This window comes from Roseisolibacter agri (assembly GCF_030159095.1).
Taxonomy (GTDB): Bacteria; Gemmatimonadota; Gemmatimonadetes; order Gemmatimonadales; family Gemmatimonadaceae; genus Roseisolibacter; species Roseisolibacter agri.
Map to the genome: position 1 here is coordinate 306,335 of NZ_BRXS01000005.1, position 20,646 is coordinate 326,980.

The 20,646-nt window shown below is 72.2% G+C and carries 16 protein-coding genes; 14 read left to right on the forward strand and 2 right to left on the reverse strand.

Annotated features, from left to right (window positions below; all coding sequences use genetic code 11):
* The first annotated feature begins 1 nt into the window (after position 1).
* The 12 genes from rosag_RS16960 (at position 2) to rosag_RS17015 (ending at position 14,318) form a co-directional block, all read left to right on the forward strand.
* The gene (locus rosag_RS16960) at positions 2-1,453 is read left to right on the forward strand and encodes an MBL fold metallo-hydrolase (protein WP_284351348.1); all 1,452 of its coding nucleotides are present in this window, start codon (positions 2-4) and stop codon (positions 1,451-1,453) included.
* Positions 1,453-1,785 carry an ArsR/SmtB family transcription factor gene (locus tag rosag_RS16965; RefSeq protein ID WP_284351349.1) on the forward strand — a complete coding sequence of 111 codons (333 nt, stop codon included), beginning with the start codon at positions 1,453-1,455 and terminating at the stop codon, positions 1,783-1,785. Before rosag_RS16960 ends, rosag_RS16965 begins: the two co-directional genes overlap by 1 nt.
* Before the next feature lie 132 nt (positions 1,786-1,917).
* Complete coding sequence (locus tag rosag_RS16970) at positions 1,918-2,574, forward strand: PEP-CTERM sorting domain-containing protein (RefSeq protein ID WP_284351350.1); 657 nt, start codon at positions 1,918-1,920, stop codon at positions 2,572-2,574.
* Positions 2,575-2,583: 9 nt separating this feature from the next.
* Positions 2,584-3,024 carry a nucleoside deaminase gene (locus tag rosag_RS16975; RefSeq protein ID WP_284351351.1) on the forward strand — a complete coding sequence of 147 codons (441 nt, stop codon included), beginning with the start codon at positions 2,584-2,586 and terminating at the stop codon, positions 3,022-3,024.
* Positions 3,025-3,447: 423 nt separating this feature from the next.
* Positions 3,448-4,902 carry a CoA-acylating methylmalonate-semialdehyde dehydrogenase gene (locus tag rosag_RS16980; RefSeq protein WP_284351352.1) on the forward strand — a complete coding sequence of 485 codons (1,455 nt, stop codon included), beginning with the start codon at positions 3,448-3,450 and terminating at the stop codon, positions 4,900-4,902.
* A gap of 11 nt (positions 4,903-4,913) precedes the next feature.
* Positions 4,914-6,050: a hypothetical protein gene (locus rosag_RS16985; RefSeq protein WP_284351353.1), complete on the forward strand. Its 1,137-nt coding sequence runs from the start codon at positions 4,914-4,916 to the stop codon at positions 6,048-6,050.
* 219 nt (positions 6,051-6,269) lie between these two features.
* Complete coding sequence (locus rosag_RS16990; RefSeq protein ID WP_284351354.1) at positions 6,270-7,655, forward strand: aspartate aminotransferase family protein; 1,386 nt, start codon at positions 6,270-6,272, stop codon at positions 7,653-7,655.
* Positions 7,656-7,689: 34 nt separating this feature from the next.
* Positions 7,690-9,165 (forward strand): dihydropyrimidinase, encoded by a 1,476-nt coding sequence (gene hydA / locus rosag_RS16995; RefSeq protein WP_284351355.1) that lies wholly within the window; start codon positions 7,690-7,692, stop codon positions 9,163-9,165.
* Entirely contained in the window at positions 9,162-10,700 is a 1,539-nt protein-coding gene (locus rosag_RS17000) for an NCS1 family nucleobase:cation symporter-1 (protein ID WP_284351356.1), read from the forward strand. Before hydA ends, rosag_RS17000 begins: the two co-directional genes overlap by 4 nt.
* A 142-nt stretch (positions 10,701-10,842) precedes the next feature.
* Positions 10,843-11,712, forward strand: a complete 870-nt coding sequence (locus rosag_RS17005) for a nitrilase-related carbon-nitrogen hydrolase (RefSeq protein WP_284351357.1) — start codon at positions 10,843-10,845, stop codon at positions 11,710-11,712.
* 305 nt (positions 11,713-12,017) lie between these two features.
* On the forward strand, positions 12,018-12,647 hold the full coding sequence (locus rosag_RS17010; RefSeq protein ID WP_284351358.1) for a hypothetical protein: 630 nt from the start codon (positions 12,018-12,020) through the stop codon (positions 12,645-12,647).
* A 96-nt stretch (positions 12,648-12,743) separates the two neighbouring features.
* Entirely contained in the window at positions 12,744-14,318 is a 1,575-nt protein-coding gene (locus tag rosag_RS17015; RefSeq protein ID WP_284351359.1) for a Na+/H+ antiporter, read from the forward strand.
* A 186-nt stretch (positions 14,319-14,504) separates the two neighbouring features.
* Here rosag_RS17015 and rosag_RS17020 read toward each other — a convergent pair whose 3' ends face one another.
* Positions 14,505-15,548, reverse strand: a complete 1,044-nt coding sequence (locus rosag_RS17020; RefSeq protein ID WP_284351360.1) for a hypothetical protein — start codon at positions 15,546-15,548, stop codon at positions 14,505-14,507.
* A 140-nt stretch (positions 15,549-15,688) separates the two neighbouring features.
* On the opposite strand from rosag_RS17020, the gene rosag_RS17025 reads away from it, so the two are divergent.
* Positions 15,689-18,457 (forward strand): PAS domain-containing protein, encoded by a 2,769-nt coding sequence (locus tag rosag_RS17025; RefSeq protein ID WP_284351361.1) that lies wholly within the window; start codon positions 15,689-15,691, stop codon positions 18,455-18,457.
* Positions 18,458-18,644: 187 nt separating this feature from the next.
* On the opposite strand, the gene rosag_RS17030 is transcribed toward rosag_RS17025, so the two are convergent.
* The gene (locus tag rosag_RS17030) at positions 18,645-19,385 is read right to left on the reverse strand and encodes a YceI family protein (RefSeq protein WP_284351362.1); all 741 of its coding nucleotides are present in this window, start codon (positions 19,383-19,385) and stop codon (positions 18,645-18,647) included.
* 385 nt (positions 19,386-19,770) lie between these two features.
* Here rosag_RS17030 and rosag_RS17035 point away from each other — a divergent pair, with 385 nt between their 5' ends.
* Positions 19,771-20,613 (forward strand): murein L,D-transpeptidase catalytic domain-containing protein, encoded by an 843-nt coding sequence (locus tag rosag_RS17035; protein WP_284351363.1) that lies wholly within the window; start codon positions 19,771-19,773, stop codon positions 20,611-20,613.
* Positions 20,614-20,646 lie beyond the last annotated feature (33 nt).

Consider the following 20,646-nt stretch of genomic DNA (forward strand, 5'->3'; position numbering starts at 1 on the left):
CATGTTCTTCCAGCGCTTCTACGACACCGGGCTCGCGCAGGCCAGCTACCTGATCGGCTGCCAGCGGACCGGCGAGGCGGTCGTCGTGGACCCGAACCGCGACGTGCAGCCCTACCTGGACGCGGCGGCGCGGGAGAAGCTGCGCATCACGCACGTCACGGAGACGCACATCCACGCCGACTTCGTGAGCGGCGCGCGCGAGCTGGCGGCGCGCACGGGCGCGCGGCTGCTGCTGTCGGGCGAGGGCGGCGACGACTGGCAGTACGCGTTCGCGGCGTCCGACGGCGCGACGCTGCTGCGCGACGGCGATGCGTTCATGGTCGGCAACGTCCGCCTCGAGGCGATGCACACGCCCGGACACACGCCGGAGCACCTGAGCTTCGTCGTCACCGACACGCCCGCGGGCGCGGGGCCGTGGGGGATCCTGACGGGCGACTTCGTCTTCGTCGGCGACGTCGGCCGCCCCGACCTGCTGGAGAAGGCCGCGGGTCACGCGGGCACGATGGAAGCGGGCGCGCGCACGCTCTTCCGGTCGCTGCAGCGCTTCCGCGCGCTCCCCGATCACCTGCAGGTGTGGCCCGGCCACGGCGCCGGCTCGGCGTGCGGCAAGGCGCTCGGCGCCATCCCGTCGTCCACGGTGGGCTACGAGAAGATCGGGAACTGGGGCGTCGCGACGACGGACGAATCGGAGTTCGTGCGCATGGTGCTCGACGGCCAGCCCGAGCCGCCGCGCTACTTCGCGCAGATGAAGCGCATCAACCGGGACGGCCCGCGCGTGCTCGGCGCGCTCCCGGACGCGGTGCGCCTGCCGGCGGACGCGCTGGGCGCGCTGCTGCGGCGCGGCGAGATCGTGGTCGACACGCGGCCGAACGCGCTCTACGCGCAGGGGCACGTGCCGGGCACGATCAACATCCCGCTGGGCGGCAGCTTCACGACGTGGGCGGGCTGGCTGCTGCCGTACGACCGCGACGCATACCTGCTGGTGGACGACGCGACGCAGAGCGCGGCCGCCGCCACGCGCGCGCTCGCGCTCATCGGGCTGGATCGCGTCGCGGGCGTGCTGGGCGCCGACGCGATCGCGCAGTGGGCCGCTTCGGGCCAGCCGCTCGGCACGATCACGCAGCGCACGCCGGCGGAAGTGGCCGCGATGGTGGAGCGCGGCGAGGCGACGGTGATCGACGTGCGTGGCCGCGCGGAGTGGGAGGCGGGCCACCTGCCCGACGTGCCGAACATCCCGGTCGGTTTCCTCACGGAGCACCTCGACGCGCTGCCGACGGATCGCCCGGTGGTGCTGCACTGCCAGGGCGGGAGCCGCTCGGCGATCGCGGCGAGCGTGCTGCACGCGCGCGGGCTCACGAACGTCGTGAACATGAGCGGCGGCTACGGCGCGTGGCGGCAGGCGGGGCTCCCCGTGGTGCACGAGGACGCCGAACTCGCGCCGGCGCCGGCGTGATGGCGACGACGCCCCTGAGCCCCGCGACGATCGCGCTCGTGGCCGAGCGCTTCCGCGCGCTGGCCGAGCCGGCGCGGCTGCACCTGATGCAGGCGCTGCGCGGTGGCGAGCGGACGGTGGGCGAGCTGGTCGAGGCGACGGGGCTCAACACCGCGAACGTCTCGAAGCACCTGCTGCTGCTGCACGGCGCCGGCTTCGTGTCGCGGCGCAAGGAGGGGCTGTACGTGTACTACGGCCTCGCGGACGACGACGTGTTCCGGCTGTGCGACATCATGTGCGGCCGCCTGGCCGCCGAGGCGAGCAGCCGCCGAGAGCCGTCCGGGCGCCGCTGAGCCACGGTCGAGCGCGTTCACGGCACGAGTCGGGGGGCGCTCGAAGGCCGAGATTCCATCCGTTCGTCATTGACACGGCCCGCCGGACGCCGAGAATAGCAGGCGACCCGTCCACCAACCCCGGAGGTTCGCATGCAGACGCTGCGACGTCTCGCAGTGGTGTCCACGGTGCTGCTGGTCCACGCGTCGGTCGCGCCGGCGCAGCAGACGATCACGTTCAGCGCCGACCCGTTCACCGGCAGCACGGCGCTGACCACGCCCGGCCGTCAGATCGTGGGGAACGAGCTCTTCACGACGTTCGATCCGGCGACCGACGTCTTCGTGTTCGACCCCGCGGTGTACGGCGCGTACGGCATCGGCAGCCTGAGCTTCGCGATCGGCGCCGTCGGCAGCCTGCCCACGACCGGGGTGAACACGCTCGTGCTGGCGCCCTCGCCGATCCCCTTCGCCGCCGGCACCGCCGCGAACGAGATCGCGGCGCGGCTGACGACGTCGGGCGCGGGATTCTTCGTCTACTTCAACAGCGGGCTGGACGTGCCGCGTCTCGTGTTCTCCACCGACCTGAACGACGAGAACGCGGACCTCCGGGTGCTGGCGCGCCTGACGAACCTGTCGGGGCAGGGCGGCCGCGACGCGCTCGCGACGTTCAGCAGCGCCAACTTCGCGGTCGCGGTCGTGCCGGAGCCGTCGAGCGTGCTGATGCTCGCCGCGGGGCTGGCGGCGGTCGGCGCGCACCAGGCGGCGCGGCGCCACCGCGCCGGCATCACTGCGCGCGTTCGACGCACCTAGCCCGGGCGCGTGGACGTCTTCCTCGATGCCGCGCTCGACGAGGCGCGGCAGGGGCTGGCCGAGGGCGGCATCCCGATCGGCGCGGTGCTCGTGCTCGACGGGCGGATCGTCGGCCGCGGGCACAACCGGCGCGTGCAGCGCGGCAGCGCGGTGCTGCACGCCGAGATGGACTGCCTGGAGCAGGCGGGCCGGCTGACCGCCGCGGACTACCGGCGCTCGACGCTCTACTCGACGCTCTCGCCGTGCGACATGTGCAGCGGCGCGGCGTTGCTGTACGGCATCCCGCGCATCGTCGTCGGCGAGCACCGCACCTTCCGCGGGCCGGAGGACTACCTGCGCTCGCACGGCGTGGAGCTGACCGTCGTGGACGACGCGCGCTGCGTGGGGTTGATGCGCGACTTCATCGCCGCGCGGCCGGAGCTCTGGCACGAGGACATCGGCGTCGACTGAGCGTCAGCTCGGCAACGCGTAACAGCATTTGACAGGAGGACAGGATGACCAGGAGGCTCCGCGTAGTGCGACGCTCCATGCGCCGCCTCGGAGCCTCCTGGTCATCCTGTCATCCTGTCCAATGCCGTTCAGGGTCCGGCGCGTCGGGCACGGGTCGGCGAACCAGGGACTACGGATGCTCCGGATGAGACGGATGCTGCGGATCGTCCCGCGTGGCGGCGACGCTCCATGCGCTTCGAGGAGCGATCCGTACGATCCGTCTCATCCGAATGATCCGTAGTCTCCCGATTGGTTCGTGCAGGCGTGGCACGACGTCGGCCGCCGACGGCACGGAGCAGGATCCGCAGCCCGCAGTCCGCAGCTCGCCCTGCCGTCGCGCCCGCCTCTTCTTGCGGGCCCCCGTACCCGTTCCCATGTTGGCGCATGAGATACGCCGATGTGCAGAACTACGTCGGGGGCGCCTTCGTCGTCCCCGACGTCCCCGTCGCCCCGGTGTACGACCCGAGCAGCGGCGAGGTCATCTCGCGCGTCCCGCTCTCCTCCGCGCGCGAGGTGGACGCGGCCGTGCGCTCCGCCCGCGAGGCCGCGCCCGCGTGGGCCGCGACGCCCATCAAGGACCGCGTCCAGGTCTTCTACCGCTACAAGGCGTTGCTCGAGCGCCACCTGGACGAGCTGGCCGCGCTGGTCACCGAGGAGAACGGCAAGATCGCCAGCGAGGCGCGGGCCGAGGTGCTGAAGTCGGCCGAGCTGACCGAGTTCTCGTGCTCGCTGCCGCAGATCGTGACCGGCGAGGTGCTGGAGGTCAGCCGCGGCGTCGAGTGCCGCGTCGAGCGCTTTCCCGTGGGGGTCGTGGCGGCGGTGACGCCGTTCAACTTCCCCAACATGGTGCCGAACTGGTCGATCCCCAACGCGGTCGCCCTGGGCAACTGCCTGATCCTCAAGCCGTCCGAGCTCGTGCCGCTGAGCGCGCGCCGCATCGCCGAGCTGCTGGAGGAGGCCGGGCTGCCCAAGGGCGTGCTGCAGATCGTGCACGGCGGCCAGGAGGCCGTCGAGGCGCTGTGCGACCATCCCGACATCGGGGCGCTCAGCTTCGTCGGCTCGACGCGGATCGCGAAGATCGTCTACCGCCGCGCCACCGCGAACCTCAAGCGCTGTCTCGCCCTCGGCGGCGCGAAGAACCACCTGATCGTGATGCCCGACGCCGACCGCGAGATGACGGCGAGCAACGTCATCGCGTCGATGTCGGGGTGCGCGGGGCAGCGCTGCATGGCGGCGAGCGTGATGGTGGCGGTGAGCGCCACCGACCACATCGTGCAGCGGATGGTGGAGCACGCGCGGGCGATGGTGCCGGGACGCGACGTCGGGCCGGTGATCTCGGAGGCCGCGCGCGAGCGCATCACGCGCTACATCGACGAGGCCGAGGCGGCCGGCGCGACCGTGCTGGTGGACGGCCGCCACGCGCGCGTGCCGGGGCGCGAGGGCGGCTACTTCCTGGGGCCGACGATCATCGACCACGTGACGCCCGACATGGCGATCGCGCGTGAGGAGGTGTTCGGCCCCGTGCTCGCGATCGTGCGCGCGAAGGACGTCGACGAGGCGCTGGCGGTGGAGAACGCGTCGCCCTACGGCAACGCGGCGTCGGTGTTCACGGAGAGCGGGGGCATCGCGCGCCGGGTGATGGAGCGCGCGAACGCGGGGATGGTCGGCGTGAACGTCGGCGTGCCCGTGCCGCGCGAGCCGTTCTCCTTCGGCGGCTGGAACGACTCGAAGTTCGGCGTCGGCGACATCACGGGGCGCGGCTCGATCGAGCTCTGGACGCAGGCGAAGAAGATGACCACCAAGTGGAATCGCGAAGCGGGCGTGAACTGGATGAGCTGAGGAGGCTCCCCATGGCCGATCGATCCGTCACCTTCACGGGGATCCGGTTCGAGAATCCCTTCCTGCTCTCGTCGGCGCCGCCGACCGAGTCGGAGCAGAACATCCTCCGCGCCTTCGAGGCCGGATGGGGCGGCGTCGTCACGAAGACCATCGGGCTGCACCCGGTGATCAACGTCGTCGGCGCGAAGGCGAAGTTCCTGCGCACCTCGCCCGAGGACGCGAGCGTGTCGATGCGGAAGCGGCCGGGCGCCGCGCTGCACTCGAGCTGGAACTGGGAGCTGATCTCCGACAAGACGCTCGACTGGTGGGTGCCGCGCCTGCGCCGCATCAAGGAGGCGCATCCCACCAAGGCCCTCATCGCGTCGATCATGGCCGGCTCCGGGAACGACAAGGAGCTGCGCAACTGGCAGACGCTCGCGCAGGCGTGCCAGGACGCGGGCGCGGACGGGCTGGAGCTGAACTTCAGCTGCCCGCACATGGACCGGAAGGACATGGGGTCCAACATCGGCAAGGATGAGGGGCTCTGCTCCGTCGTGACCGAGGCGGTGAAGGAGGTCGCGCGGGTCCCGGTGTGGTGCAAGCTGACGCCGGCGACGCGCGACATGGTGGTGGAGGCGGCGGCCTGCTTCCGCGGCGGCGCGGACGCGATCGTCAGCAGCAACACCTTCCCGTCGCTGCCGATGATCGACCCGGAGACGCTGGAGTTCGAGATCAACGTCGACGGCAAGGTGTCGAGCGGCGGGCTCGGTGGGCCCGCGATCCTGCCGATGTCGCTCGCCAACATGGCGCGCATGACGCAGGCCTTCCCGGACCGCGCCTTCTCGGGCATTGGCGGCATCTCCGACTTCACGCAGGCGCTCAGCTACCTGCTCCTGGGCTGCGGCACGGTGCAGGTGTGCACGGCCGCGATGCTCGACCAGGCGGTGGGGCCGCACGTGATCCAGAAGCTGAACGCGGGGCTGGATGCGTTCCTGGAGAAGCACGCGGCGGACGGCTGGCGCACGGTCGAGGACTTCCGCGGCATCCGGCGCGAGCGCGTCGTGCTGCAGTCCGAGATCCGCCGCCCCGACGCCAGCGAGTACGACGGCGGCTACGAGCCCGTCGAGGGCTACGCGGCGCCGACGCGCGGTGTGGCGAGCCTGTCGTGAGCCGTGCCGGCATCGCCACGACGCAGAGAAACGACAACAGCATTCGACAGGATTAAGACGGATTAGACGGACAAGATCTGATGTGCGCTCCTCGCGGCGCATGGAGCCGCGCGCGGCAGAGGAGATAATCCGATCTTGTCCGTCTAATCCGTCTAATCCTGTCTAAAGCAGTTCACGCGCAGCACGCCGCAGGGAGCTTGCCCCACAAGGGAGACCGACATGACCGCGATCGCCCCCGAACGCACGCTCGACGCCCCGCCGCGCCACCAGCTCCCGCCCACCGATCACGTCCCGCGCCCGTACACCGGGCCGTCGCGCGACGAGATCCTCGCGATGCGGAAGCAGTTCGCCAACCCCGCGGTGTTCACGCTCTACCGCGAGCCGCTGCTCATCGTCGAGGGGCACATGCAGTACCTCTACGACGAGACCGGGCGCCGCTACCTCGACCTGTTCGCGGGGATCGTCACCGTCTCGGTGGGGCACTGCCACCCGACGGTCGTGAAGCGCGTGCAGGAGCAGGTCGCGACGCTGCAGCACGCGACGACCATCTACCTGCATCCGAGCTTCCCGCTGCTGGCGAAGAAGCTCGCGGCGAAGATGCCGCCCGGCCTCGACGTCACCTACTTCGTCAACAGCGGCAGCGAGGCCAACGACCTCGCGATCACGATGGCGCGGCTGCACACGGGCCACCGCGACGTGATCGCGCTCCGCAACGCCTACCACGGCGGCTCCCCGAGCGCGCAGGGGCTCACCTCGCACCACACCTGGAAGTTCCCCGCGGGCGGCGACGGGCACGTGCACCACGTCGTGAACCCCGACCCGTACCGCAGCCCGTTCAGCGGCACGCCCGAGGAGATCGCCACCAAGAGCGCGCGCGAGATCCGCGAGATCGTCCGCTACTCCACCCCCGGGAAGATCGCCGCGTTCATCGCGGAGCCCATCCAGGGAGTCGGCGGCGCGACGCACGGTGCCCCCAACTATCTGCGCGAGGCGTACGCGATCACCCGCGAGCACGGCGGGCTGTGCATCGCCGACGAGGTGCAGACCGGCTTCGGGCGCACGGGCGAGCACTTCTGGGGCTTCCAGAACTTCGGCGTCGTCCCCGACTTCGTCACGATGGCCAAGGGGATCGGCAACGGCGCGCCGCTGGCCGCCGTCACCACGCGCAGCGACATCGCGCAGGCGCTCACGCAGCGGATCCACTTCAACACCTACGGCGGCAATCCCGTCTCGATGGCGGCCGGCCTCGCGGTCCTCGACGTCATCGAGCAGGAGGGGATCCAGGAGAACGCGCGCGTCGTCGGCGGGCGGCTCAAGGCGGGGCTGCAGCGGCTGCAGCAGTCCCACGCCCTCATCGGCGACGTCCGCGGCATGGGCCTCATGCTCGGCGTCGAGCTCGTGAGAGATCGTGCGACCAAGGAGCCCGCGCAGCAGCAGACGCTCGACGTGCTGGAGGCGATGCGCGAGTCGGGCGCGCTGATCGGGAAGGGCGGCCTCGATGGCAACGTCCTCCGCATCAAGCCGCCCATGTGCATCACCGCCGCCGACGTCGACTTCGCGCTCGACGCGCTCGACCACGCGCTGACGCTCGCCGCGCGCGCGTAGACGGCCCTCACCTCTCAGCTGGAGCGACCGACGCATGCGCTTCGACAAGGTCATCGCGGGCGGCACGGTGGTCACCCCCGGCGGGACGTTCGTCGGGGACGTCGGCATCATCGGCGAGAAGATCGCCGCCCTCGGCACGGAGCTGGACGACGAGGGCGCCGACTTCATCCCCGCGACGGGACATCTCGTCCTCCCGGGCGTGCTCGACGTGCACGTCCATCTCGAGCTGCCCTTCTGCGGCACCGTCTCCGCCGACGACTACCGCACCGGCACCCGTGCCGGCGCGCGCGGCGGCGTGACGACCGTGATCGACTTCGCGATTCCATCGGCGGGCGGCACGCTCGCCCAGGCGGCCGACACGTGGATGAGGAAGGCGGAGGGGAAGTCGCTCATCGACTACACCTTCCACATCTGCATCACGCGCTGGCAGGAGCAGAAGGACCAGATCGCGGACATGGTGGCGCGCGGCTTCACCACGTTCAAGGAGTTCATGATCTACGAGTCGGAGGGGTGGCAGTCGGACGACCGCGCCCTCTTCGGCACGCTGGAGCAGATGCGCGAGCACGGCGCGATGCTGCTGGTGCACGCGGAGTCGGCGCGCGTCCTGGACGAGCTGATCGCGCGCCACCACACGCCCGAGGAGATGCAGCGCTGGGGCGCGCAGCTGCACCGCATCACCCGCCCGAACTTCATCGAGGCCGAGGCGATCGAGCGCGCGGTGCGCTGGTGCGAGGTCACCGGCGGTCAGCTCTACATCGTCCACATGTCGACGGCCGAGGGGACGGACATCGTGCGCGCGGCGCAGGCGCGCGGCGTCCCCGTGCTGGCCGAGACGTGCGTGCAGTACCTCGTGCTCGACGACTCGGTGTTCGAGCGGCCGGACGGGCACCTGTTCGCCTGCTGCCCCCAGCTCAAGGGCCGGAATGACATTGATAGGCTGTGGGAGGGACTCCGCCGCGGCGAGGTCTCCGTCGTCTCCACGGACACGTGCACCTTCACGCGCGAGCAGAAGGCGATGTGGAACGGCGACTGGACCAAGATCCCGATGGGGATGCCCGGCCTCGAGACGCTGCTCCCGCTCACCTACACGCAGGGCGTGCTCGGCGGCCGGCTCTCGCTCGAGGAGATGGTGCGGAAGCTGAGCACGAACCCCGCGCGCATCATGGGGCTCGCGCCGCGGAAGGGCGCCATCCAGGTCGGCGCCGACGCCGACGTCGCGATCATCCACCCGACCTCCACGCGCCGCGTCGATCCGGCCGAGATGGAGACGAACGCCGACTGGTCGCCGTACGAGGGGATGGAGCTGGCCGGCTTCGCGCGCACGACGCTGTCGCGCGGCGAGGTGATCGTCGACGACTACCGGGTCGTGGGGCGCGAGGGGCGCGGGCAGTGGCTGCCGCGCACGAGCGCCGGGCTCGCACCCAGGTCGGACGCAGCGCCGGTCGCCGCGCCGCGCGACGCGTCGCCCTCGCCGTTCCGCGACCACCGCGTCGAGATCCACCTCGGATGACCGCGCCGCCGACGGGCGCCCGCGCGCCCACCGCGCACGGCGCCTACACGCCCGACGTGCGGCAGGACTTCGTCACGGTCGAGGAGGACCTGAGCGACAGCCCGCTCTGGAACCACGACCTGGCGCCGACGCCGCTGTCGCGCCGCACCTGGTCGACGTACAACATCGCGGCGCTCTGGATCGGGATGAGCGTGGTCGTCACGACCTACACGCTCGCCTCGGGGCTGATGACGCAGGGCATGACCTGGTGGCAGGCCATGCTCACCATCCTGCTCGGGAACGTCATCGTGCTCGTGCCGATGATCCTCAACGCGCACGCGGGCACGAAGTACGGGATCTCCTTCCCGGTGCTCTGCCGCGCGGCGTTCGGCGTGCGCGGCGCCAACGTGCCGGCGGTGCTGCGCGCGATCGTCGCCTGCGGGTGGTTCGGCATCCAGACGTGGATCGGCGCGCTGGCGCTCGACACGCTGGCTCGCGCCGCGTGGCGCGGGTGGGCGACGCTTCCCGGCGCGACGTGGTACGCGTTCGCGGTGTTCTGGGGGATCCAGGTGGCGATCATCCTCCGCGGCACCGAGGGGATCAAGGTGCTGGAGAGCTGGTCGGCGCCGCTGCTGCTGGCGGGCGGCGCGCTGCTGCTCTGGTGGGGCGTGCGCAACGGCGGCGGGCTGGCGAACGTGCTCGCGCAGTCGCCGCGGCTGCAGGGCGCGCCGGCCGGCCGCGCGACCTTCTGGGCGCTCTTCCCGGCGGCGCTGACGGCCAACGTCGGCTACTGGGCGACGCTGAGCCTGAACATCCCCGACTTCACGCGCTACGCCCGCAGCCAGCGCTCGCAGGCGCTCGGCCAGGCGCTGGGACTGCCGACGACGATGACGGCGTTCGCGTTCATCGGGGTCGCCGTCACCAGCGCGACGATCGCGATCTTCGGGGAGCCGATCTGGGATCCGGTCGTGCTGGTGACGCGCATCGGCAGCCCGGGGGTGATCGTCTTCGCGGCGCTGGTGGTGGTGGCCGCGCAGCTGACCACCAACATGGCGGCCAACGTCGTCTCGCCATCCAACGACTTCTCGAACCTGAGCCCGCGGCGCATCAGCTACGTCACGGGCGGGCTGATCACCGCGGTCCTCGGCATCGCGATGATGCCCTGGAAGCTCTACGCCGACGCCGCGGCCTACATCTTCACCTGGCTCCTCGGCTACTCGAGCCTCATGGGCGCGCTCGGCGGCATCCTGATCGCCGACTACTGGATCGTGCGCCGCCAGCGGCTGTCGCTCCCCGACCTGTTCCGCGAGCAGGGCGCGTACACCTACCGCGGCGGCGTGAACGGGCGCGCGATGGTCGCGCTGGTGCTCGCGATCCTGCCCGTGGTGCCGGGCTTCGTCCGCGCCGTCTCGACGCCGGGCGGCGTGGTCGCGAACCCGGGCTTCCTCGATCACCTGTACGCGTACGCGTGGTTCGTGACGTTCGGCCTGAGCTTCGTGCTGTACCTGGCGCTGATGCGCGGGCGGACGCTCGCGGAGTCGTCATCGCGCGCGTAGCGAGGGATCCGCTCTCCGTCGCGAAGGGGCATCCCACGCGTGACGCACGCGAGATCCCTCGCTGCGCTCGGGATGACACCTGAACGGCGCGGCACGCCGCACGCAGCCCGCACCTCCTCACTCCTGACACGCCGCCTCTCGAATGCCGGAAATCGTCAAGTGCGGCCTGATCCAGGCCACCAACGCCTGCAGCACCGACGCGCCCATCGCGCGCATCCGCGAGGCCAACGTCGAGAAGCACGTCGCGCTCATCGAGCGGGCGGGCGCCGAGGGCGTGCAGATCCTCTGCATGCAGGAGATCTTCACCGGCCCCTATTTCTGCGCCGAGCAGAACCCGCGCTGGTACGAGGCCGTCGAGCGCATCCCGGACGGGCCGACCACGCGGCTGATGCAGGACCTCGCGCGGAAGCACCGGATGGTGATCGTGGTGCCGCTGTACGAGGAGGAGGCGACCGGCGTGTACTACAACACGGCCGCCGTCATCGACGCCGACGGGACGTACCTGGGCAAATACCGGAAGAACCACATCCCGCAGTGCAATCCGGGCTTCTGGGAGAAGTTCTACTTCCGTCCCGGGAACCTCGGCTATCCGGTGTTCCAGACGCGCTACGCGAAGGTCGGCGTCTACATCTGCTACGACCGCCACTTCCCCGAGGGCGCGCGCGAACTGGGGCTGAACGGCGCGGAGATCGTCTTCAACCCGTCGGCGACGGTCGCGGGGCTGTCGGAGTACCTGTGGAAGCTGGAGCAGCCCGCGCACGCGGTGGCGAACGCCTTCTTCGTCGGCGCGATCAACCGCGTGGGCACCGAGGCGCCATGGAACATCGGCGAGTTCTACGGGCAGAGCTACTTCTGCGACCCGCGCGGGCGCATCGTGGCCCAGGCGTCGCGCGACCGCGACGAGCTGGTGACGGCGGAGCTCGACCTCGACCAGATCCGCGAGGTGCGCAACGTCTGGCAGTTCTACCGCGACCGGCGCCCCGAGACCTACGGCGGGCTCTGCAAGCTCTAGGCGGTCCCAGACGGTTCTGGGGCGCGCGCGCCGGACCCCTGCTGCCTTTGGGGAGGACGCGGATGCTTCGGATGACGCGGATGCTTCGGATCTCCTCCGCACCGGCGCACGGACCGACGCGCCGCGAGGAGCGATCCGCATGATCCGTTCAGATCCGAAGGATCCGGATCCTCCCCATAGGCCAACAGGTCCGGCGCGCGGACGCGTCCCGAGCGGCCGGACCCGCGGCCCGCAGCCCGCAGGCCGCAGTGCCGTTCCGGCACCGTCATTGCCCTTCATACGGCGACTTCGACCGGAGGGCATCCATGACGACGATGATTCGCGCGGCGCGCCGGGGCGCAGCCACGCTCATGCTTCTGGCGACCGGCGCCTGCGCCTCGAACGGGACCGGCGGCGGCATCTCCGACATCCTCGGCGCCGTGCTGGGCGGTGGCGCGGCCGGGAACGGCAACCAGGTCAGCGGCGTCGTGCGCGGCGTCGACACGCGCAACCAGCAGATCGGCCTCCAGCTGTCCAATGGCCAGACCGTCGGGCTGAACTACGACAACCAGACCAAGGTCGTCTACAACAACCAGAGCTACGCCGTCACCTCGCTGGACGCCGGCGACCAGGTGACCGCGCGCATCCAGAGCACCAACAACAACTCGTACTACACGGACCTCGTGCAGGTCGACCAGCCGGTGCAGGGCACGGGCGGCACGACCACCGGGTCGTCGTCGAACGTGCAGTCGGTGCAGGGGACCGTGCGGGCGATGGACCAGACGAACGGCCTGTTCTCGCTCAACACGAGCAACGGGACGCTCACCGTCTCGCTGCCGTACAACGTGAGCCGCGCGGACCAGAACAGGTTCCAGAGCCTGCGCACGGGCGACAACGTGCGCCTCTACGGCGTCTATCTGAACAACACGCGCGTGGAGCTGCGCCAGTTCTACTGATCGGGCGTTCGGCGGGTGGCAGACGGGACGGGCCGCGTGGAGATTGTCCACGCGGCCCGTCCCTCGTTCGGGCCGCCGAGCGCCGCGCCCTCCGACATGCCGCACTTCCCACCGATCGTCCTCGCCATCGCGTTCGCCGCGATCGTGGTGGCCGTCACCGCCCTCGGGCGCCGGCTGCCGGTGCCGCCGCCCATCCTGCAGGTCGCCGCCGGCTTCCTCGTGGGGCTGGTGCCGGGGATGACGATCCCGCGGCTCGAGCCGGACATCGTCTTCTTCGTCTTCCTGCCGCCGGTGCTGTGGGCGGCGGCGTTCTTCACGTCGCTGCGCGACTTCAACGCCAACCGGCGGCCCATCGGCCTGCTCGCCATCGGGCTGGTGCTGGCGACATCGGTGGCCGTCGCGGTGGCGGCGCGCGCGCTCTTCCCGGGCATGTCGTGGGCGGTCGCGATCGCGCTCGGCGCCATCGTGTCGCCGCCGGACGCCGTCGCGGCGGCGGCCATCGTGTCGCGGCTGCCGGTGCCGCGCCGCGTGATCGTCATCCTCGAGGGCGAGAGCCTCGTCAACGACGCGTCCGCGCTGATCCTCTATCGCAGCGCGGTCGCCGCGGCCGTCACGGGCGTGTTCAGCTGGGGCGAGTCGATCGTCCGCTTCTTCGTCGATGCGGGCGTGGGCGTGGCGATCGGGATCCTGATCGCGTGGCTCGTGCTGCGCGCGATCCGCTGGTCGCGCGACGTGATGGCCGAGACGCTGCTGACGCTCGCGGCGCCGTACGTGGCGTGGGTGGCGGCGGAGACGCTGCACGTGTCGGCGGTGCTGGCGTGCGTCGCCGGCGGGCTGTTCCTGCGGCAGCACTTCTCCAATGCCGTGGCGCCGCTCTCGCGCCTGCAGAACCGGTCGGTGTGGGACCTCGCGATCTTCGTCCTCAACGCGGCGATCTTCCTGCTGCTCGGCGTGCAGTGCCGCGCGCTGCTGACCGAGGTGCCCGCGGGGACGCTGGGATCGGTGGTGCGGGCGGGCGTCGTCATCGGCGTGGTGGCGATCGTCGTGCGGCTGCTGTGGGTGCCCATCGCCACGTACGCGCCGCGGCTGTTGAGCCGGCGGATCCGGCGCGACGATCCGGCGCCGGCGTGGCGCCCGGTCTTCCTGGTCGCGTGGACGAGCATGCGCGGGATCGTGTCGATGGCGACGGCGCTCGCGCTGCCGCTGGTGCTCGCCGACGGCACGCCGTTCCCGTACCGCCGCGAGATCGTGCTCGTGACGATGTGCGTGATCGTGCTGACGCTGGTGGTGCAGGGCCTGACGCTGGCGCCGCTGATCCGCGCGTTCGCGTTCGTGCCCGAGAAGACGCACCACACCGAGGCGCGCGTCGCGCGGCTGGAGGCGGCGCGGCGCGGCGCGGAGACGCTGGAGGACCTGTCGCGCGAGCCGTGGGTGGACGCGCGCGACGTCGAGTGGCTGCGCGGCGAGCTGCGCGACCGCCTGCGGCTGCTGGAGCACCACGCGGGCGAGCCCGAGGGCCGGCGCCGGCTGCGCACCGAGATGATGCGCGCCGAGCGGCGCATGCTCGTGCGGCTGCGCAACGAGGGGGCGATCTCGGACGAGGTGCTGCGCGAGCTGGAGCAGGAACTCGACTTCGAGGCGGTGCGCGTGGGGGCGGGGGACGACCGCTGATCGTCGTGCCGGACCCAGAAAGCATTAGACAGGATTGAACGGATTAGACGGACAAGATCGGATTACGCTCCACGTGACGGTGAGGTGCCGTGCACCACACGGAGCGTAATCCGATCTTGTCCGTCGAATCCGTCTAATCCTGTCTAATGCAGTTTGCCGTTCGGGGACCGGCGCGACACGCCAGGATCAGCCGCCCGTGTACGCCCGCGGCCCCGGCGGCGCAAGCTCGCGCGGCGCGGGCGTGCTCGTGCTCCCGGGCTCCAGCCGCTCCAGGCGGTCCAGCCGCTCGACGTCGATCGCGAGCACGCCGTCGGTGGCGCTGGCGAAGATGCTCGCGAACTTCGCGTCCCAGCGGATCTCGTCCCACCAGTACGACGCGCGCGCCGTCACCCGCGTCGAGAAGGTCTCCTCGTGCGCGCTCACCAGGATCAGCAGCTCCGCCTGTGCCTCGCGCAGGCTGTCCGGCGTCATGCCACGCAGCGGGCTGTCGGCGGTGATCGGGTGCACCACCGTCCAGTGCAGCGTGAACAGGTCCACCGACGTGCGCTCCAGCTCCAGCGGGTAGAACTCGCGCTCGCGCCGGCCGTCCACCTCCTCGTAGAGCGTGATGCTGACGCGCACCTGCACGTCGCTCAGCTCCGCCGGCTGCACGTTCACCATGCGGAACATCAGCCCGCGCCCGCCCTCGTACGGCGCGACCACCGCGGACTCGCTGAAGCGGAGCCGCATGCGCGGGCGCGTCAGGCGCGCGATCAGCAGCCCCGCCGTCGACACGAGCACGAACGGCCCGATGAACGACTCCAGGATCACGAGCCAGTGCGTCGTCGCGCCGACGGCGAACACCGGGCCCGTGCCCGTGGTCGTGAAGACGCCGACGCTGAAGCTGAACGCGCGCAGGAACGGATCCGACAGCCCGAGCCGCTCGCCGCCCTGCAGCGCGCCGGGGCCGAGGGCGAGGTACGCCAGCGTGAAGAAGCCGTTGAGCAGCAGCAGCGCCCCCAGCGCCCACGCCATGAACACCGGCAGCGGCTCGGCCAGCGCGCGCAGGTAGAAGCGCTCCACGCGCTGCGCGCCGAGTCCGTACTTGCGGCTGGTGGGCTGGCCGTCGTGCGCGAGGAATCGGCCGCGCACCTGCTGCGCGACCACGCGCCCGAAGCCGAGGTCGCGGTACTCCTGCACCGGTGCCTGCGGCGCGGGCCCGTCGTGTTCGTCGAGGGAGGGCTGGGTCACGCTGGCATGATCCACGGCGCGCGAGGTGCCCGCAAGGCGTCCGTTCGGCGTCCCGGCGCGTCGCGGCACGCCCCTCGCTCCTCGGCAGGGGCCGGCAGGCCGCTCGTCCGATCGGCGTGCCCTTCACCCCGCGTTCCCGCATGACCGCTCCCCGCACCGGCGCACCGGCCAGTCCTGGCGGCGCGCCGCCGTCCGCCACGCCCGACGCCGGCGACCTGGCATCCGTCCTCGCCGCCATGCCGAGCGTCGCGGTGCTGGTGGCGCCCGACGCGCCGCGCTACACCGTGGCGGCGGCGACCGACGCCTTCTGCGCCGCCGCGCGCATCCCGCGTCCCGCGCTGGCCGGCCGCTCGCTCGGCGACGCGCTGGGCGACGGCGCGATCGGGGGCGACGCGTCGGCGCTGCGCGACGCGCTGGCGGAGGCGCTGCGCACCGGCGCGCCGACGGCGCGGCCGCGCGTCACGCCCGTGGCGGGCCCCGACGGCGTGGTGAGCTGGCTGCTGGTGGTGCTCGACGACGCGCCCGCGGACGTGCCGCCGGTGGCGGCGCCTTCCGGCGAGGCCGGCTACCGCGCGCTCTTCGAGGCGATGGACCAGGGCTTCTGCATCGTCGAGATGCTGTTCGACGGCGACCGGCCGGTGGACTACCGCTTCGTCGACGCCAACGCCGCCTTCGCGCAGCAGACGGGGCTCGTGGGCGCGCTGGGACGCACGGCGCGCGCGCTCGTGCCCGACCTGGAGATGGAGTGGGTGGAGCGCTACGGCCACGTCGCCGTCACGGGCGAGGCGGGGCGCTTCCAGAGCGGCTCCGACGCGATGGGGCGCTGGTTCGACGTCTTCGCCTTCCGCGTGGGCGCGCCGCAGGAGCGCCGCGTCGCGATCCTGTTCACCGACGTCAGCGCGATGCGGCAGGCGGAGGCCGAGCGCGCGCGGCTCGTCGCGGCGGTGAGCGCGGAGCGCGAGCGGCTGCGCGCGATCATCCTGCACATGCCGGCGCCGGTCGCGCTGCTGATGGGACCCGAGCACCGGCACGCGCTCGTGAACGCGGCGTTCCGGCGCATCAGCGGCGGCGGGCGCGACGTCACGGGGCTGACGGTGCGCGAGGCGTTTCCGGAGCTCGACGGGCAGGGCGTGATCGAGCGCTTCGACCGCGTCTTCGCCACCGGCGAGCCGTGGGTCGGACGCGAGACGCACATCCGCTACGACCGCGACGGCACGGGCCCGCGGGACACCTGGTTCGACGTGCGCTTCGAGCCGGTGCGCGACGCGTCGGGCGCCGTGATCGGCATCCTCAACTTCGCGGTCGACGTGACCGAGCAGGTGCTCGCGCGGCGCGAGGTGGAGCGCCTGCTGGCCGAGAGCGAGCGCGCGCGCGACGACGAGGCGTCGGCGCGCCAGCACGCGGACGCGGTGCTGCGGAGCATCGCCGACGCGTTCTACCTGGTGGACCGCGAGTGGCGCTTCACCTACGTCAACGACGCCGCCGAGCCGCTGCTGCAGACGACGCGCGAGGCGCTGCTGGGGCGCACGCTGTGGGAGGCGTTCCCGGGCGTCGTCGGCTCCCCGTTCGAGGGGCCGTACCGCGAGGCGATGGCGACCGGCCGCCACACGTCCGCCGAGGCCTACTTCCCGCCGCTCGGCACCTGGTTCGACGTGCAGACGTACGCGTGGGCGGGCGGGCTGATGGTGCACTTCCGCGACATCGGCGAGCGCAAGGCGGCGGAGGCGGAGCGCGAGCGGCTGCTGCAGCAGCTCGGGATCGAGCGCGCGCGACTCGAGGAGGTGTTCCGCCGCGCGCCGAGCTTCGCGGTCGTGTACCGCGGCCCGGCACACGTCTACGAGTTCGTCAACGAGGCGTACTACGCGCTGGTGGGGCGCCGCGCGCTGCTCGGTCGTCCGCTCGACGAGGCGATCCCGGAGGCGCGCGAGCAGGGGTTCGCCGCGCTGCTCGACCGCGTGAAGGAGACCGGAGAGCCGTGGGAGGGGCGCGAGTCCCCGGTGTGGCTGGAGCGCACGCCGGGCGCGCCGCGCGAGCTGCGCTACGTGGACATGGTGTTCCAGCCGCTGGCCGAGGCGGACGGCGCGCGCACCGGCGTGCTCGCGCACGGCGTCGACATCACGGAGCAGGTGCTGGCGCGCCGCGAGGTGGAGCGGCTGCTGACGGAGAGCGAGCGCGCGCGCGCGGAGGCCGAGGCGGCGCGGCGCGAGGCGGAGGCGGCGAACCGCGCGAAGGCGGACTTCCTGGCGACGATGTCGCACGAGCTGCGCACGCCGCTGAACGCGATCGGGGGCTACGCGGAGCTGATGGAGATGGGGATCCGCGGCCCGGTGACGCCGCAGCAGGTGGAGGACCTGCGGCGCATCCAGGCGAGCCAGCTGCACCTGCTGGGGCTCGTGAACGAGGTGCTGAACTACGCGCGCATCGAGACGGGCACGGTGCGCTACCAGCTGACGGACGTGCCGCTGGCGGCGGTGGTCGCGTCGGTGGAGCCGCTGGTCGCGCCGCAGCTGGCGGCGAAGGGGCTGGCGTTCGCGGTCGCGCTCTGCGATCCGGCACCCGTCGCGCACGCCGACCGCGAGAAGGTGCGACAGGTGCTGCTCAACCTGCTGTCGAACGCGGTCAAGTTCACCGACGCGCCGGGGCGCGTGGAGGTGGCGTGCGAGTGCGGCGACGACCGCGTGCTGGTGCACGTGCGCGACACGGGGATCGGGATCGCGCGCGAGGAGCTGGAGCGCGTGTTCGAGCCGTTCGTGCAGGTGAACGCGAGCCTCACGCGCACCGCGGAGGGCACGGGGCTGGGGCTCGCGATCAGCCGCGACCTGGCGCGCGGCATGGGCGGCGACCTGACGGCGCGGAGCACGCCGGGCGTGGGAAGCACGTTCACGCTCGCGCTGCCGGCGGCGAGGTGACGCGGCGCGCTGGACCCGAACGGCATTGCAAGGATGAAGATCTGACCAAATCTGATAACGACGGATGGCTCCGCGTGGTGGCGAGGAACGTCGCCCTACACGGAGCCATCCGTCGTTATCAGACCTTATCCGAATTTCATCCTTGCAATGCCGTTCGCCGTTCGGGTCCCGCGCGACCTGCGCCGGCTCAGGGCTTCGCCGCCGCCTCGCGCGTCAGCGTGAAGTCGTACTCCAGCCCGATCGTGTCCGCGACGCTGAGCACCACCGGCACCTTCGGCGGCGTGATGCCGAAGTCCGTGAAGGTGAAGCGCGTGGTCGCCGTGCCGGTGACCGTGCCGCCGGCCTGCTTCGCGGTCACGCGCCACGTCGTCGGCTTGGTCACGCCGCGCACCGTGAGGTTGCCGACCAGCTCGAACGTCACCGGGCCGGCCGTCGCGCCGGCGGCGGGCATGCGGGCGGGGAAGCCGCGCACCGCCGTCGGCACGAGCTCGACCGTCGGGAACTGCTCGGTCTCCAGCAGGCGCCGGCGCACGTAGCCGTCGCGGCGGTCGCTGTCGCTCTTCAGGCCGGCGGTCGTGACGACGAAGCGGGACTGGTCGGCGACGATGGCGCCGCGGTCGTCGACCGTGATCGCGCCGGTGACCTGCGTCGTCTCGCCGATGGCGTCGTTCGGCAGGTCGCGCCCCATCAGCTGCTCGCGCACGCGGTAGCGCGCGGTGTTGCCCGTGGCGGCGACCGTGAAGCGGACCGCGCCCGCCGGCGCGGCGGCCAGCACGGGCGCGTGGGTCGTCGTCTGCGCCGTCGTCACCTGCGTCGCCTGCGTCGCCTGCGTGGCCTCGTGCGCCGGGCGGGCGTCCGCGGTCGGCGTGCAGCCGGCCAGCGTCGCCGCGGCCAGCACGGCCGCGGCGCTCGTGTATCGCATGGTCATCGGGTCCTCGTCGGTGGGGAGGTGGGCGCGATGTGGCGGCGCCCGCTGCACGTCAACGTTGGAGCCGCGCCCGGCGTTGGGCACGGCCTGGTGTCACGGACGGCTCCCCGACGTTCCGAATGGCATCCGCGCGTCAGTCGCCGCGACGCGAGGGCTCGCAGCGCTCCCGATCGCGCGCGGCTGACCGCGCGGACAGCGCGGGGCGAAAGCGGCCCGAAAGTGCGCCCGGACACGCCCCTCGTGCGCGCTAGACTGGATGCATACGGTCGCGCGCCCACGTGGTGCGTGTGCCCCGCGCGACGGGCCCCGCTTCCCGTCGCCCGCACGTCGCGCCCGCCGGTCCCATGCCCGGGCCCGCCTCGTCACGCCGCCACCCAGGAGATCGATGACGCGAGGGAAGCAGCTGCAGCACGCGCTCACGGCGATCACGGCCGCGCTCCTGGTCGGGGCGTACGTCGCGCCGGGGAACGCCGAGCCGGGGCCCGTGATGGCCGCGACGACGGCGCTCGTGCGCGGCGACAGCGTCGTGCCCAGCGTCATGACCGCCGTGCGCGCCGCCCGCACGCGCGACGCGGCGACCGAGGCCGCGCTCGCCGCCCTCGCGTCCGAGGTGCGCCGGACGAGCCACCCGCGTGCGCTCGAGGACGCCTTCCGCGGCTACTTCGCGTACCGCGCCGCGCACCCCGAGGCGACGGAGAACCCGTACCTCTACTTCGTGGACTACGGGCTGCCGAGCTCGACCCCGCGCGGCTACGTGTTCGACATGCAGCGCCTCGCGGTCGTCGACGGTCCCTTCACCGTCGCCCACGGGCGCGGCTCGGCCGCCTCGGCCGACGGGGTGCCGCAGCGCTTCTCCAACCGCACGGGGAGCGCGGCGACGTCGCTGGGGCTGTTCGTCGCCCAGGAGCTCTACGCCTTCCGCGGCAAGTCGGCGGGGCAGGCGTACCGCTCGGTGGGGCTGCGGCTCAAGGGCGTCTCGGGCGACTGGAACGACAACGCGCGGGCGCGCGGCGTGGTGGCGCACGGCGCCCCGTACGTGACCGCCGCCAAGGCGGGCCGCAGCGAGGGGTGCCCGGCCGTCGAGCCCGGCCGCGCGGAGCGCCTGCTCCCCAAGCTCGCCAACGGTGGGATGGTCTTCCTGTTCGCGCCGAACGAGGAGTGGATGGCGCGCGATCCGTGGCTGGCGGCCGCGGCCGCCGCGGTCGGCGAGGCCATCGGCACGACCTGACGCGTCTCGGTAGCCGCACGCCGGTCCAGGGCT

Bases quoted from the DNA above. Each gene is read 5' to 3' on its own strand.
- rosag_RS17010 (WP_284351358.1), top strand. From the start codon at position 12,018: ATGACGACGATGATTCGCGCGGCGCGCCGGGGCGCAGCCACGCTCATG.
- rosag_RS16960 (WP_284351348.1), top strand. From the start codon at position 2: ATGTTCTTCCAGCGCTTCTACGACACCGGGCTCGCGCAGGCCAGCTAC.
- rosag_RS17015 (WP_284351359.1), top strand. From the start codon at position 12,744: ATGCCGCACTTCCCACCGATCGTCCTCGCCATCGCGTTCGCCGCGATC.
- rosag_RS17035 (WP_284351363.1), top strand. From the start codon at position 19,771: ATGACGCGAGGGAAGCAGCTGCAGCACGCGCTCACGGCGATCACGGCC.
- rosag_RS16970 (WP_284351350.1), top strand. From the start codon at position 1,918: ATGCAGACGCTGCGACGTCTCGCAGTGGTGTCCACGGTGCTGCTGGTC.
- rosag_RS17030 (WP_284351362.1), bottom strand. From the start codon at position 19,385: ATGACCATGCGATACACGAGCGCCGCGGCCGTGCTGGCCGCGGCGACG.
- rosag_RS16980 (WP_284351352.1), top strand. From the start codon at position 3,448: ATGAGATACGCCGATGTGCAGAACTACGTCGGGGGCGCCTTCGTCGTC.
- rosag_RS16965 (WP_284351349.1), top strand. From the start codon at position 1,453: ATGGCGACGACGCCCCTGAGCCCCGCGACGATCGCGCTCGTGGCCGAG.
- rosag_RS17005 (WP_284351357.1), top strand. From the start codon at position 10,843: ATGCCGGAAATCGTCAAGTGCGGCCTGATCCAGGCCACCAACGCCTGC.
- rosag_RS16985 (WP_284351353.1), top strand. From the start codon at position 4,914: ATGGCCGATCGATCCGTCACCTTCACGGGGATCCGGTTCGAGAATCCC.
- rosag_RS17025 (WP_284351361.1), top strand. From the start codon at position 15,689: ATGACCGCTCCCCGCACCGGCGCACCGGCCAGTCCTGGCGGCGCGCCG.
- hydA (WP_284351355.1), top strand. From the start codon at position 7,690: ATGCGCTTCGACAAGGTCATCGCGGGCGGCACGGTGGTCACCCCCGGC.
- rosag_RS16990 (WP_284351354.1), top strand. From the start codon at position 6,270: ATGACCGCGATCGCCCCCGAACGCACGCTCGACGCCCCGCCGCGCCAC.
- rosag_RS17000 (WP_284351356.1), top strand. From the start codon at position 9,162: ATGACCGCGCCGCCGACGGGCGCCCGCGCGCCCACCGCGCACGGCGCC.